Here is a 12,316-nt window from a genome sequence, read left to right as displayed (position 1 = left end):
ACAGTGTGGCGCGGCGGCGCTTGCGGATTGGGGCGAGATTCGGGCAAGGGCTGATGCACCGGGGCCCCGGCCGGGCCGTTCGCATCCGCGCATTCGACCAGATTTCTCCAGGGCATGGGCTCGACCTTCTCCGACATACTCTCCAGTCCCGAAATCCAGGCCTTCGCCAGCGGATTCCCGGTCATGGTGCTGCACCTGATCGCGACCTTCGTCCTGCTGGCCGCCGGCGCCGTCGTCTATGGGCTGCTGACGCCGTGGAAGGAGATCGCCCTGATCCGCGAGGGCAATTCGGCAGCCAGCGTGGCCTTTGGCGGGGTGCTGCTGGGTCTGGCCATTCCGCTGGCGGTGTCGCTGTCGGTCTCGACCTCGCTCAGGGACATCGTCCTGTGGGGTATCGCCACCCTGGTGCTGCAGCTGCTGGCCTTCCGCATCGTCGACGCGGTCCTGACCGGACTGCCGCAACGGATTCAGGAGGGCGAGATCTCGGCCGCCGTCCTGCTGGTCGCGGCCAAGCTGGCGACCGCTCTCGTCCTCGCTGCCGCCCTGACGGGCTGAGAGGGGCTAACCAGGCCATGGCCGGTTTCCGCATCCCGGACTGGAGTGTCTATGCCGTGGTCCTGGCGGCCATCATCGGCCTGTCGCTGAGCCGGCGCGAGAACGCCGACGCCCCCCCTGCCCCCGCCCCCCCGGACGAGGCCGAGGGCGCGCTGCTGGGCCCCATTACCCCCTTCGATCCCGCCGTGACGGTGGAGGCGCCGGACGGCCCCTTCCAGCCCTCGGCCGGGACCGCCTTCTCCATCGCCGCCGACGGCCGCTGGATCACCGCCCGGCACGTGGTCGACGGCTGCAGGAAGCCGGCGCTGGTGGTCGGCGGCGGCCGGGCGGTAGCGGCGGACCTGAGGTTGGCGCGCGGCGCCGACGTCGCCCTTCTGATCACCGACGGCGGACCGCCCGGCCTGCCGATCCTGACGCACCCGGTGCTCAAGCATGGCCAACGCGCCTTCCATCCGGGCTTCCCGCAAGGCCGTGTCGGGGAGGTTTCCAGCCGTCTTCTGGGCCGCGAGACCCTGAAGGTCCATGGCCGCGGCGCCCGCGACGAGCCGGTCCTGGCCTGGGCCGAAGTCGGCCGCACCGAGGGGTTGGACGGGACGCTGGCGGGCCTGTCCGGGGCGCCGGCGCTGGACCGTCAGGGCCGGGTGCTGGGCGTGACCATCGCCGAGGCGCCGCGCCGGGGCCGCATCTACACCACCTCGCCCGAGACCTTCGCCCCGACCATCCGGGGCCAGTCGGGCGCCGAGCAGGCCCCGCTGGACGAACCGATCACCGTCGACAACTACGGCCGGGTCTCCGACACCCTGAGGCGTGACCTGCGCGTGGCCCAGGTGGTCTGTCTGGCGGGCTGAGCGCCCGCGTCAGGCTCGGCCTCAGGCGTAGAGCGCCACGAACATGCCGGCGGCGGGCGACGAGTTGCGGATGTCGCGATCCATCTTCTCCAGCGCCTTGTCGACCTCCTTGAGGCCCTCTTCCGTTTCCTTGAAGGCCCTCTTCGTCTCATCGTCGGGGCCCTTGAGGGCGGTCTGGATCTTCGCCTTGGTCAGGAGTTCGCGGATCACCTTGCCGACGCCGCGCACCATCTTGACGAAATCCATGTCGCCGGCAGCCTCGGAGCCGCTGACCTCGTCGCGCATCTTTTCGTAGATATTGCGGGGATCGACGGCGGCGGTCGGAACGGCCGTGGACGAGGCCTTCGCATCGGGCGGAGAGGCTGCATCCGCGACCGCTTCGGCGCCTTCACCCTCGGCAGAGGGGCCGGCTTCGCGCGCGACGGCCTCGTCTTTGGCCGGATCGATGGCGGCAGCCTTGCCTGAAGGCGCTTCGGCGGGATCGGAGGCGGCGGCGGGCGCCGCCGGGGCGGTCGCGGAGGCGCCGCCGAGGTCGCGGGTCGCGCCGCCGGCGTCGGCATAGGCCTTGATGGCCGATTTCAGGTCCTTGACGATCGCTGCCAGCTGTTTGGCCATGACCTGCGGATTGTCGGAGGCGAACTGCTTCAGCGTCCGGATGCGCTCGACCAGAGCCATGACCTGAGCCTTGGCCTGGGCCTTGAGCGAGTCCCGGCGCTGTTTCTGCATGTCCTCGAGCGCGGTCGCGACGGTGCGGGCGGCTCCGGTCTTTTCGGACGCCCTGTCCGACGCCTTCGTGGAATTGGCGGAGTCCGCCTTCAGCAGGGCGGCGAGGGTCGCGGCGGGCTTTTCGGCCGCCGCCTTGAGGTCTGTTTTGAAACCCGTGGCCTGTCTGGCGAGGGTCAGCGTAGCGAGCGTCATCGGATCCGAGCTTTCTGCTGGAAGCCCGGATCCTGACACAGAGAGACTAAGCGGGGCTTTACGAGGCCCGGGTCGGTAGTCAGTTACCGCGTGTAATAGTAATCCGCGATCTGGCAGACGTTGATGTTGCGGCGTTCGAGGACCTGGCCGTTGGTGAACTCGGCGCGGAAGTCGTAGACGCAGGCGCCCGAGCCGTCGTCGATGTTGACGGTCCAGTTGCGGCCCGAGGCCAGGGTGTCGGAGCCCAGGATATCCTCTTCCCAGCTGTCGGTGCGGGCGTCGGACGCATAGAAGCGCAGCATGGTCCAGCCGGTCTGATTGTGGACGGTGACGCGGCGGTTATAGCCGTCGCGCGACTGGGCGACCTTCACAACGGCGACGGGCTTGGCGACGAGGGTCGCCTGGGTGGGTTCGGCGGCGACGGCCGAGCCGGCGCCGACGAGGGCGAGGCCGATCAGGGCGTTGCGGGCGATAGAGGCGAACTTGGTCATGGCGTGATCCTTTCCCCGGACGGCAGGCCGTGGCGGCGTCCGTCGATGAGGAAAGTTACCGCCGTTCCGCCAGAAGGGCTCCTGACGGGGTCTGACGGCGGCTGACGGGCCCTGACGAAAGGCTCCCGGAGAGCAAAGAGTCCTCGGGTTGAATCCCGACGTTGCACATCAAGGCCTTGCGGGGCATGAGGGCTTTCCCATATCCGCACCAGCCGGAGAGGCCCCGGAATCACTGGGGGCTTTCCAACGGAAACCATCCAACCGTCCCTCTGCTGAGGGGCATCAAGACAACCGGGGACGGTCACGCGCGGCGCTTAGCTTGAAAAGGCCGCCGCACCGCCCGCCAGACGGAGAGACAGAAAAGCCTATGGCCAAGATTATCGGCATCGACCTCGGCACGACCAACTCATGCGTCGCGGTCATGGACGGCAAGAACCCCAAGGTCGTGGAAAACGCCGAGGGCAACCGCACGACCCCGTCGGTCGTCGCCATCCAGGACGCGGGCGAGACCCTGGTCGGCCAGCCGGCCAAGCGCCAGGCGGTCACCAACCCGACCAACACCTTCTTCGCCATCAAGCGCCTGATCGGCCGCAATTTCGACGACCCCGTCGTGGCGAAGGACAAGGGGATGGTCCCCTATGAGATCGTCAAGGGCCCGAACGGCGACGCCTGGGTCAAGGCGAACGGCAAGGACTATTCGCCCCAGCAGATCTCGGCCTTCACCCTGATCAAGATGAAGGAGGCCGCAGAGGCCTATCTCGGCGAGAAGGTCACCCAGGCCGTCATCACCGTTCCCGCCTACTTCAACGACAGCCAACGTCAGGCGACCAAGGACGCCGGCAAGATCGCCGGCCTGGAAGTGCTGCGCATCATCAACGAGCCGACCGCGGCGGCCCTGGCCTATGGCCTGGACAAGAATGACGGCCAGAAGATCGCCGTCTACGACCTGGGCGGCGGCACCTTCGACGTCTCGGTTCTGGAAATCGGCGACGGCGTGTTCGAGGTGAAGGCCACCAACGGTGACACCTTCCTGGGCGGCGAGGACTTCGACCTGCGTCTGGTCGACTATCTGGCCGACGAGTTCAAGAAGGAGCAGGGCGTCGACCTGCGCTCGGACAAACTGGCCCTGCAGCGCCTGAAGGAAGAGGCTGAAAAGGCCAAGAAGGAGCTGTCGTCCACGACCTCCTACGAGGTCAACCTGCCCTTCATCACCATGAACGCCTCGGGCCCGCTGCACCTGAACATCAAGCTGTCGCGCGCCAAGCTGGAAGCCCTGGTCGAAGACCTGATCCAGCGCACCATCGAGCCCTGCGCCAAGGCGCTGAAGGACGCGGGCCTCAAGGCCTCGGACATCGATGAAGTCGTCCTGGTCGGCGGCATGACCCGCATGCCCGCCGTGCAGGAAGCCGTGAAGAAATTCTTCGGCAAGGAGCCCCACAAGGGCGTGAACCCTGACGAGGTCGTGGCCCTGGGCGCCGCCGTTCAGGCCGGCGTCCTGCAAGGCGACGTCAAGGACGTGCTGCTGCTGGACGTGACCCCGCTGACCCTGGGCATCGAGACTCTGGGCGGCGTCTTCACCCCGCTGATCGAACGCAACACCACCATCCCGACCAAGAAGAGCCAGGTCTTCTCGACCGCCGACGACAACCAGTCGGCCGTGACGATCCGGGTCTTCCAGGGCGAACGCCCGATGGCGGCGGACAACAAGGTCCTGGGTCAGTTCGACCTGATGGGCATTCCGCCGGCGCCGCGCGGCCTTCCGCAGATCGAGGTCGCCTTCGATATCGACGCCAACGGCATCGTCCACGTCACCGCCAAGGACAAGGCGACCAACAAGGAGCAGTCAATCCGCATCCAGGCCAACGGCGGCCTGTCGGACGCCGACATCGACAAGATGGTCAAGGAAGCCGAGGCCAACGCCACGGCCGACAAGGCCAAGAAGGACCTGGTCGAGGCGAACAACGCCGCCGAAAGCCTGATCCACTCGACCGAGAAGGCCCTGGCCGAACACGGCGACAAGGTCGGCGCCGACGAGAAGGGCGCGATCGAAACCGCCCTCGCCGATCTGAAGGCCGCCAAGGAAGCCGGCACAGACCCGGAAGACATCCGCGCCAAGACCAACACCCTGGTCCAGGCCTCGATGAAGCTGGGCGAGGCCATGTACGCCCAGTCGGCCGGTTCGGGCGATGACGCGACGGCGACCGCCGACGACGGCGTGGTCGACGCCGAGTTCGAGGAAGTCGACGGCGACGACGACGAAAAGAAGAGCGCGTAAGTCACACGCTCTCCGAAACTTGAGGGCCCCGCTTGTCAGACGGCAGCGGGGCCTTCTTTTATGAAGGTTGCATCACACGACCCGCTTACCATGTGTCTGACAGGCACTGATTGGGTCACCGGACCGCGCCGATCGCCCGCAGAGGCGACGCCGGGCCGCAAGGGATAGAGGACGAGTTCGCCCGATGGCGCGTGACTATTACGAGATTCTGGAGGTCGAGCGGACCATCGACGCCGCCGGACTGAAATCCAGCTATCGCAAACTGGCCATGATCCACCACCCGGACCGCAACGGCGGCTCCGAAGAATCGATGGCGAAGTTCAAGGAAATCTCCGAGGCCTATACCGTCCTGTCGGATGAGCAGAAGCGCGCCGCCTATGACCGCTACGGCCATGCGGGCGTGAACGGCGGAGGCGGCGGTGGTTTCGGCGGCGGCCAGCAGGGCTTCCACGACGTTAACGACATCTTCTCCCAGGTCTTCGGCGACGCCTTCGGCGACGTCTTCGGCGGACGCGGCGGCGGCCGGCAGAACAACGGCCCGCGGCGCGGCTCGGACCTGCGCTACGACCTCGAGATCACCCTGGAGCAGGCCTACAAGGGCGCCGAGGTCGAGATCTCGGTCCCCTCGACCCTGACCTGCGAAACCTGCGAGGGCACGGGCGCCAGGAAGGGCGCCAAGCCGACCACATGTTCGACCTGCGCCGGCCAGGGCCGGGTGCGTCAGGCCAACGGCTTCTTCCAGGTGGAGCGCACCTGCCCCAGCTGCGGCGGGGCCGGCCAAAAGATCTCGCAGGCGGATGTCTGCACGACGTGTCACGGCCATGGCCAGGTTCGCAAGACCCGCACCCTGAACCTGAAGGTTCCGGCAGGCGTGGACGACGGCTCGCGCATCCGCCTGACGGGCGAGGGCGACGCCGGCCAGCGCGGCGGCCCGCGCGGCGACCTCTATGTCTTCATCTCCGTCCAGCCGCACGAGCTGTTCGAACGCGACAACCTCGATCTGCTGTGCACCGTGCCGGTGCCAATGACGGTCGCGGCCCTGGGCGGCGAGATCGAGGCCCCCTGTCTGGTGTCCGAGGCCTGTGACGGCCAGTGCAAGGCCCCGGTGGTCGTTCCCGCCGGCGCCCAGACCGGCAAGACCGTCCGCATCAAGGGCAAGGGCATGCCCCACCTGAACGGCCGCCAGCGCGGCGATCTGGTGGTGGAGCTGTTCGTCGAGACCCCGACCGACCTGACCCCGCGCCAGAAGGAGCTGATGCAGGAGCTGGCCCAGTCGTTCGGCGAGAGCCAGAACCCGCGCAACACCTCGTTCGCCGGCAAGGCCAAGCGCTTCTGGGCCGATATCCTCGGTTCCGAGCCGGATCCCTCGAAAGAGACTGCGGCGTAAGCCGGTTCGTGCTTAGAGTGCGTCGATGAGCGGAATCTTTCATGCCGGTATCTCCGGCGCACGCGGCCGGATGGGCCGTGCGGTCGATCAGGTGCTGGATGAGCGCGACGACGTCATGGTCGCCGTGCGCTTCGACTGGGGCGAGACCCCCGACCTGAGCCTGTGTGACGTGGTCATCGACTTCTCGACGGCCGAGGCCTCCACGGCGCTGGCGGAGCTGGCGGCCGAACGCGGCGGCCCGGCCCTGGTCATCGGCTCGACAGGCTTTTCGCCGGAGCAGGACGCCCGGATCGTCAAGGCGGCCGAAAAGGTCGCCATCGTGCGCAGCGGCAACTATTCCCTGGGGGTCAATATCCTGATCGGCCTGGTCGAGCACGCCGCCCTGCGGCTGGACGCGCGCGACTGGGACATCGAGGTGATCGAGGCCCATCACCGGCTCAAGGTCGACGCCCCCTCGGGCACGGCCCTGATGCTGGGCGAGGCGGCGGCCAACGGACGCGGCCATGACCTCGAGGAGGTCCGCCAGAAGCCCTATGACGGCATCACCGGCGAGCGCGAGCCGGGCAAGATCGGCTTCGCCTCGATCCGCGGCGGCGGCATCGTCGGCGAGCATACGGTGCTGTTCGCCTCCAAGGACGAGACCCTGACCCTGAGCCATTCGGCCATCGACCGCAGCCTGTTCGCCAAGGGCGCGGTGGCGGCGGCCGCCTGGGTCCGCACGCGCCGCCCGGGCCTTTACGACATGCAGGACGTGCTTGGCTTTCGCCAAGCATGATGCTTGGGGCCGCTGACGCGGCGCGCTACGTTCGCGACGCGGTCGCTCACTGCTTGAGCGCGACTTCCCTCACCTTTGACAGCAAAGAGCTCCGATCGGCACGAAGCCGAATCTAGGTTTTCTGAGATCCCATTCGCTTCTTGCGCATAGCTTCGCGAGATTTGGGAGAAGCAGCCAACATATGCTTGAGTGTCGCTTTTCCCCGAGAGTTCTTCCTGCGTCGGAATAGGTGTCGGGGACGTAGGCCTTTGGGGGGAAATAATGTCGTCGGCTCGTTTAGACAAACCTTTTCCAATGTTTACCTTCGGCCTAGAAGCCAAAATTGGCAAAGTGGCCATGGAGTGGAATGCCGCCCACATTGTCGTTTTCGGCTTGTTTGTGGGTTTTACGGGGTTGCCCAAGGAAATGGCGGCCGAAATTTTTTACGCGTTGAAAGCAGATTCGGCCCAGCGAGATATTACGAAAGCTGCCGCGCTCTCCGCTTTGCGTTCCAATAACGGCTCAGATGATCTGATCGAAAAAGTCACGAAGGTGTTCAACGATATCGGCAGACTAGCGGGAGACAGAAATAAGACTGTTCACGCTGGCTTTTCTGTTGATGCCGATGGCTATGGCAGATTTGATCCATATCACCCAAAGACAGAATACAGGCAAAAGTTGCTTTCTCGCCTTCAAAACGACGAGGAGATACTGTTGCGCATAACAGACGATATTGTCGATCTGTTTAACGAGGCGGCAGAGTTTTTAGAGTGGCCTGAGGAACTTCTTTCATAATATCTCGGCGTAATCCGAGATCACCCCTCGAGCGCGACAGATCGCCAGGAGCAACGGCGCACCCGATCGGACGCACCGTTCATTTTGACGGGGCTTGCGCTCAAGCAGTGAGCGACCGCGTCGCGAACGTAGCGCGTCGCGAAGCGACCCCTACAGGGATCAATGAGCGTGACGGGCGCCGTGCGACCGGAACGCTGATCCCGTGAGAATGGTCTTCAGGAAGAAGAAGATCGCGATCACGATCGCATAGCCGAGGAAGAGGGCGAGCACCGTCATCCAGAAGCTCATCGTCATGATGTCCGGCAGGGCGATCTGGCCACCGTCCAGCGCCGGACGCAGCATAACCACCAGACGGTCGACGATGACGGCGCCCAGGGCCGTGCCCCACAGGCTGCGCCAGGCCGGCATCACCAGGGCGGCGATCAGGGCGATGATCAGCCCCACCACCTGATTGACGCCGTCGAAGCCGCCCTGGGCCAGGGCGAACAGGCCGCTCAGAAGCGAACCGATCTGATCGAGGAAGTTTTCCATCACGCACCGCTCCTGTTGATTGAGGGCCCGCCGGAAACACAGCTTGGCCGCATGAAGCAGGGTTAACGCCGATCTTCCGGATTCGCTCCGCCCGCGCGTGCGCGATTTCAACCGGACAGAGGAGCACGGCTCCGCTAGACAGCGCGGATGATCGGCAAGGCCTTGAAACCATGAGCGGGACGGCGACCGCACAGACCGACCGGATCGCGTTCGGCATCGCCCTGAGGATCGCCTCGGCGGGCTTCTTCTCGATCATGTCGGCAGTGCTCAAGCTGGCGACGACCCATGGGGTCAATGCGCCCGAAATGCTGTTCTACCGCGCCCTGTTCGGCCTGCCCGTGGTGCTGGTCTGGGTCCTGACCATGCATGGGGGCGTTCGGGTGCTGGGGACGGAACGGCCCTGGGCCCATCTGTTCCGCAGCGGGCTCGGCATCGCCTCGATCCTGTGCACCTTCCACGCCCTGACCCTGCTGACCCTGCCGGACGCGGCGACACTGGGCTTCACCGCCCCGATCTTCGCGACCATCCTCGCGGGGCTGATCCTGAAGGAAGCCATCGGGCGGCATCGCTGGATCGCCGTCCTGGTCGGCTTCATCGGCGTCGCCCTGGTGCTGAGGCCGGGATCCGGACACGCCCCGCCGCCGGACGGGGTGGTGTTCGGCCTGCTGGCCGCGCTCGGCACCGCCGGCGTGACGGTGACCCTGCGCCAGCTCAAGGACACCGAACATGTGGCCGCGATCGTCTTCTGGTTCTTCTCGGCCTCGGTGGTCGTGGGCGGACTGATGCTGCCGTTCTTCGGCCACTGGCACGACCTGCCGACCTACGGGCTTCTGGCCGCGGGCGGGTTCGCCGGGGCGCTGGCCCAGCTGAGCTCGGCCGCCTCGCTCAAGGCCGCCCCGGTCGCGACGGTGGCGCCCTTCGACTATCTCCAGATCGTCGGCGCCGTGATCTTCGGCTGGTGGCTGATGAACAGCCCGCCGAGTCTGAACACCCTGGTTGGCGGCGTCCTGATCGCCGCCAGCGGCCTCTACACCGTCTGGCGCGAGCACAAGCGCAGCAAGGACCGGCTGGTCCAGACGACGTCGGCGCCGGTCTAGGGGCACCGGTTCAGGGGCGCGTATCTTCGCCGGCGGTATAGGCTGGCAGCAGTCGGACCGCCGTCTCGAACGCCGCCCTGATGTCGGTTTCGCTGAACCCCTGATCCCACAGTTCCGTCGCGAGCGCCGTCATGGCCTCGTCGAGCACAGGCTGCTCCGGCCAGGGATTGGACTTGTGAAGATCCTTCAGCTCGCCGCCCAGAGCATGAACGACGTCGAACAGGCGGCTCTGCCAGAGATCGGCGGCGTCCATCGAATACCCCATCTAGCGTCCCGTCGAGCCGAAGCCGCCGGCGCCGCGGGTGGTTTCGTCGAGGCTGTCGACCTCGGCGATCAGGGCCTGGGCATGGGCTGCAATGACCATCTGGGCGATGCGTTCGCCGCGCTGGATCACGAAGGGTTCGGCGCCGTGATTGATCAGGATCACTCCGACCTCGCCGCGATAGTCGCTGTCGATGGTGCCGGGCGAGTTCAGGCAGGTGATCCCGTGCTTGAGCGCCAGACCCGAGCGGGGCCGCACCTGGGCCTCCCAGCCGGGCTCCAGCGCGATCTTCAGGCCCGTGGGTACGAGGGCGCGTGCGCCCGGAGCCATCGTCAGGGGCGCATCGGCGGGCACGGCGGCGCGCAGGTCCATCCCGGCCGAACCGGTCGTCTCATAGGCCGGCAGGGCCAGCCCCTCTGAATGGGGCAGGCGCTGGATCCGCAGGGTGGTCATTCAGGCTTTTCCGGAGGTCTTGGGAGGGGTGGGCTGGAAGTGGTCGGCGATCCGGGCGGCGAGGGCGCGGGCGATGGCGGTCTTGGGCTGGCGCGGCCAGCTCTCGGTCCCTTCGCGGGTGACCAGAAGCACGGCGTTGCCGTCCGAGCCGAAGACATCGTCGGAGACGTCGTTGCCGACGATCCAGTCGCAGCCCTTGCGCGACAGCTTGGCCCGGGCGTTGGCCTCCAGATCCGTGGTCTCGGCCGCGAAGCCGACGACCAGGGCGGGGCGGTTCGGGCCGGGAGCGGCGACGCCCGCCAGAATGTCGGGGTTCTCGATCAAGGCCAGGGTCGGCGGGCCGCCCGGGCCCTTCTTGATCTTGCCGCCGGCGATGGTGTCGATGCGCCAGTCTGCGACGGCGGCGGACAGGACAGCGATGTCGGCCGGAAGCGCGGATTCCGTCGCCGCCTTCATCTCAAGCGCGCTCTCGACGTCGGTGCGGGTCACGCCGACGGGGACGGGCAGTCCGGTGGGGCCAGACACCAGCGTCACCTCGGCGCCGAGGGCGGCCAGAGCCGAGGCGATGGCATAGCCCTGTTTGCCGCTGGAGCGGTTGGTCAGGCCCCGCACGGGGTCGATGGCCTCGAAGGTCGGGCCGGCCGTCACGACCGCCCTGCGGCCCAGAAGCGGCCTGCCGTCAGGCCCGCTCAACAGGTCGATGATCTTGTCCAGGATGGCGGCGGGTTCGGCCATCCGGCCGGGTCCGTATTCGCCGCAGGCCATCTCCCCGTCATCGGGACCGACCACCGCCATGCCGTGGAAGCCTTCGAAGCCCTTGAGCCGCGCCACATTGGCCTGGACCGCCGGGTGCAGCCACATGCGGACGTTCATCGCGGGCGCCAGCAGGGTCTTCTTGTCGGTGGCGATCAGGGTCGTCGAGGCCAGGTCGTCGGCCAGACCGTTGGCGGCCTTGGCGATCAGGCCGGCGGTGGCGGGCGCCACCACGATCAGATCGGCCCAGCGCGACAGTTCGATATGGCCCATGGCCGTCTCGTCTTCGGGCGCGAACAGGGTCTGGCGCACCGGGTGGCCGGTCAGGGCGGCCAGAGACAGGGGAGTGACGAACTCGGCGCCCGAGGCGGTCAGGATGGTCTGGACCTCGCCCCCGGCCTTCCTGATCAGGCGGACCAGCTCCAGCGCCTTGTAGGCGGCGATGCCGCCGCCGACGATCAGCAGGATCTTGCGGGACTGGAGAGCGCCGGAGGTCATGGGCCTTCTCTAGCGGGGCGGCCTGCTTGCGTCGAGGCGGCGCACAACCTCAAAAAAGAACATTGCAGGAACATGCAACCTATGCATAACTGGGTTCAGCGATGCAAGGGAGGGTTGGATGGGCGGAATGATCATCAGGACCGGGACGGCGCTGGGCGTCGGCGCGGTGCTTCTGTTGGCGGGCGGCTGCGACAACGGGCCGTCGGCGGTGCAGACGCGGGATCGGGCGGGCGAGGCCGGCGCGGTTCTGACCACCGCGGCGCTCGGCGGACCCGCCCAGGCGGCAGGCGCGGACTCCGGCGGCGCGGCGGCGGCGGAAAAGGGAGTGGTCACCGCCAACCGGCGCGAGACGGCCGACGCCAAGATCGTACGTCTGTACGAACGCAACGGCGCGGCCTTCGGGGCGCGCTCGGCCGAGGACTATGCGGCGCGGATGAAGGCCTTCGCCGACCACCCGCCGGCGGGGGCCGATACGGCGAAGCGACCGAACGGCGACACCCTCTACTACCAGGCCTCGACCAACACCTTCGCCGTGGTGGCCCGGGATGGTACGCCACGGACCATGTTCAAGCCCGACGACGGTGCGACCTACTGGGCCGAACAGAAGTCGCGGGCGCCGACCTTCGGCGTGCGGCGCACGCCGGCCTCGGGTGCGGATTCAGGGTCCGGCTCGAACTAGAGAGGCGGCCGTTCGGGGAG

At 67.1% G+C, this 12,316-nt stretch carries 14 protein-coding genes; 8 read left to right on the top strand and 6 right to left on the bottom strand.

What is annotated here, in order from left to right:
* Positions 1–114: 114 nt before the first annotated feature.
* Both ACW172_RS08235 and ACW172_RS08230 read left to right on the top strand, forming a co-directional pair.
* A complete protein-coding gene (locus ACW172_RS08235) occupies positions 115–555 on the top strand; it encodes a DUF350 domain-containing protein (RefSeq protein WP_492034693.1) in 441 nt (146 codons plus the stop codon).
* Positions 556–572: 17 nt separating this feature from the next.
* A complete protein-coding gene (locus tag ACW172_RS08230; protein ID WP_492034692.1) occupies positions 573–1,403 on the top strand; it encodes a S1 family peptidase in 831 nt (276 codons plus the stop codon).
* Positions 1,404–1,424: 21 nt separating this feature from the next.
* On the opposite strand, the gene ACW172_RS08225 is transcribed toward ACW172_RS08230, so the two are convergent.
* On the bottom strand, positions 1,425–2,321 hold the full coding sequence (locus ACW172_RS08225; protein ID WP_492034691.1) for a hypothetical protein: 897 nt from the start codon (positions 2,319–2,321) through the stop codon (positions 1,425–1,427).
* Positions 2,322–2,404: 83 nt separating this feature from the next.
* Complete coding sequence (locus tag ACW172_RS08220) at positions 2,405–2,812, bottom strand: hypothetical protein (RefSeq protein ID WP_492034690.1); 408 nt, start codon at positions 2,810–2,812, stop codon at positions 2,405–2,407.
* Positions 2,813–3,179: 367 nt separating this feature from the next.
* On the opposite strand from ACW172_RS08220, the gene dnaK reads away from it, so the two are divergent.
* From dnaK to ACW172_RS08200, 4 genes are all read left to right on the top strand, one after another.
* Complete coding sequence (gene dnaK / locus ACW172_RS08215) at positions 3,180–5,087, top strand: molecular chaperone DnaK (RefSeq protein ID WP_492034689.1); 1,908 nt, start codon at positions 3,180–3,182, stop codon at positions 5,085–5,087.
* A gap of 184 nt (positions 5,088–5,271) precedes the next feature.
* On the top strand, positions 5,272–6,474 hold the full coding sequence (dnaJ, locus tag ACW172_RS08210; RefSeq protein WP_492034688.1) for a molecular chaperone DnaJ: 1,203 nt from the start codon (positions 5,272–5,274) through the stop codon (positions 6,472–6,474).
* A 25-nt stretch (positions 6,475–6,499) separates the two neighbouring features.
* Entirely contained in the window at positions 6,500–7,249 is a 750-nt protein-coding gene (gene dapB, locus ACW172_RS08205; protein WP_492034687.1) for a 4-hydroxy-tetrahydrodipicolinate reductase, read from the top strand.
* Between the two features lie 261 nt (positions 7,250–7,510).
* The gene (locus tag ACW172_RS08200; RefSeq protein ID WP_492034686.1) at positions 7,511–8,023 is read left to right on the top strand and encodes a hypothetical protein; all 513 of its coding nucleotides are present in this window, start codon (positions 7,511–7,513) and stop codon (positions 8,021–8,023) included.
* A 159-nt stretch (positions 8,024–8,182) separates the two neighbouring features.
* Here the strand turns inward: ACW172_RS08200 and ACW172_RS08195 are convergent, their stop codons facing one another.
* Complete coding sequence (locus tag ACW172_RS08195) at positions 8,183–8,554, bottom strand: hypothetical protein (RefSeq protein WP_492034685.1); 372 nt, start codon at positions 8,552–8,554, stop codon at positions 8,183–8,185.
* Positions 8,555–8,724: 170 nt separating this feature from the next.
* On the opposite strand from ACW172_RS08195, the gene ACW172_RS08190 reads away from it, so the two are divergent.
* Entirely contained in the window at positions 8,725–9,651 is a 927-nt protein-coding gene (locus tag ACW172_RS08190) for a DMT family transporter (protein ID WP_492034684.1), read from the top strand.
* A 10-nt stretch (positions 9,652–9,661) separates the two neighbouring features.
* On the opposite strand, the gene ACW172_RS08185 is transcribed toward ACW172_RS08190, so the two are convergent.
* Genes ACW172_RS08185 through coaBC form a run of 3 tightly spaced genes read right to left on the bottom strand, consistent with a single transcriptional unit; the run spans position 9,662 to position 11,617 of the window.
* Positions 9,662–9,904 carry a hypothetical protein gene (locus tag ACW172_RS08185; RefSeq protein WP_492034683.1) on the bottom strand — a complete coding sequence of 81 codons (243 nt, stop codon included), beginning with the start codon at positions 9,902–9,904 and terminating at the stop codon, positions 9,662–9,664.
* A gap of 12 nt (positions 9,905–9,916) precedes the next feature.
* Positions 9,917–10,366, bottom strand: coding sequence for a dUTP diphosphatase (gene dut, locus ACW172_RS08180; protein WP_492034682.1), 450 nt, complete (start codon positions 10,364–10,366; stop codon positions 9,917–9,919).
* Positions 10,367–11,617 (bottom strand): bifunctional phosphopantothenoylcysteine decarboxylase/phosphopantothenate--cysteine ligase CoaBC, encoded by a 1,251-nt coding sequence (coaBC, locus tag ACW172_RS08175; protein ID WP_492034681.1) that lies wholly within the window; start codon positions 11,615–11,617, stop codon positions 10,367–10,369.
* Positions 11,618–11,744: 127 nt separating this feature from the next.
* Between coaBC and ACW172_RS08170 the strand changes: the two genes are divergently transcribed.
* Complete coding sequence (locus ACW172_RS08170) at positions 11,745–12,296, top strand: S-type pyocin family protein (RefSeq protein ID WP_492034680.1); 552 nt, start codon at positions 11,745–11,747, stop codon at positions 12,294–12,296.
* Positions 12,297–12,316 lie beyond the last annotated feature (20 nt).

Source organism: Brevundimonas sp. ALps5 (genome assembly GCF_058681645.1).
The sequence above is the reverse complement of the archived record's forward strand: the minus strand, read 5'-3'. Positions and strand labels throughout refer to the sequence as shown.

Excerpts from the sequence above, each read along its gene's own strand:
- ACW172_RS08235 (WP_492034693.1), top strand. The coding sequence starts at position 115 with ATGGGCTCGACCTTCTCCGACATACTCTCCAGTCCCGAAATCCAGGCC.
- ACW172_RS08230 (WP_492034692.1), top strand. The coding sequence starts at position 573 with ATGGCCGGTTTCCGCATCCCGGACTGGAGTGTCTATGCCGTGGTCCTG.
- ACW172_RS08225 (WP_492034691.1), bottom strand. The coding sequence starts at position 2,321 with ATGACGCTCGCTACGCTGACCCTCGCCAGACAGGCCACGGGTTTCAAA.
- ACW172_RS08220 (WP_492034690.1), bottom strand. The coding sequence starts at position 2,812 with ATGACCAAGTTCGCCTCTATCGCCCGCAACGCCCTGATCGGCCTCGCC.
- dnaK (WP_492034689.1), top strand. The coding sequence starts at position 3,180 with ATGGCCAAGATTATCGGCATCGACCTCGGCACGACCAACTCATGCGTC.
- dnaJ (WP_492034688.1), top strand. The coding sequence starts at position 5,272 with ATGGCGCGTGACTATTACGAGATTCTGGAGGTCGAGCGGACCATCGAC.
- dapB (WP_492034687.1), top strand. The coding sequence starts at position 6,500 with ATGAGCGGAATCTTTCATGCCGGTATCTCCGGCGCACGCGGCCGGATG.
- ACW172_RS08200 (WP_492034686.1), top strand. The coding sequence starts at position 7,511 with ATGTCGTCGGCTCGTTTAGACAAACCTTTTCCAATGTTTACCTTCGGC.
- ACW172_RS08195 (WP_492034685.1), bottom strand. The coding sequence starts at position 8,554 with ATGGAAAACTTCCTCGATCAGATCGGTTCGCTTCTGAGCGGCCTGTTC.
- ACW172_RS08190 (WP_492034684.1), top strand. The coding sequence starts at position 8,725 with ATGAGCGGGACGGCGACCGCACAGACCGACCGGATCGCGTTCGGCATC.
- ACW172_RS08185 (WP_492034683.1), bottom strand. The coding sequence starts at position 9,904 with ATGGACGCCGCCGATCTCTGGCAGAGCCGCCTGTTCGACGTCGTTCAT.
- dut (WP_492034682.1), bottom strand. The coding sequence starts at position 10,366 with ATGACCACCCTGCGGATCCAGCGCCTGCCCCATTCAGAGGGGCTGGCC.
- coaBC (WP_492034681.1), bottom strand. The coding sequence starts at position 11,617 with ATGACCTCCGGCGCTCTCCAGTCCCGCAAGATCCTGCTGATCGTCGGC.
- ACW172_RS08170 (WP_492034680.1), top strand. The coding sequence starts at position 11,745 with ATGATCATCAGGACCGGGACGGCGCTGGGCGTCGGCGCGGTGCTTCTG.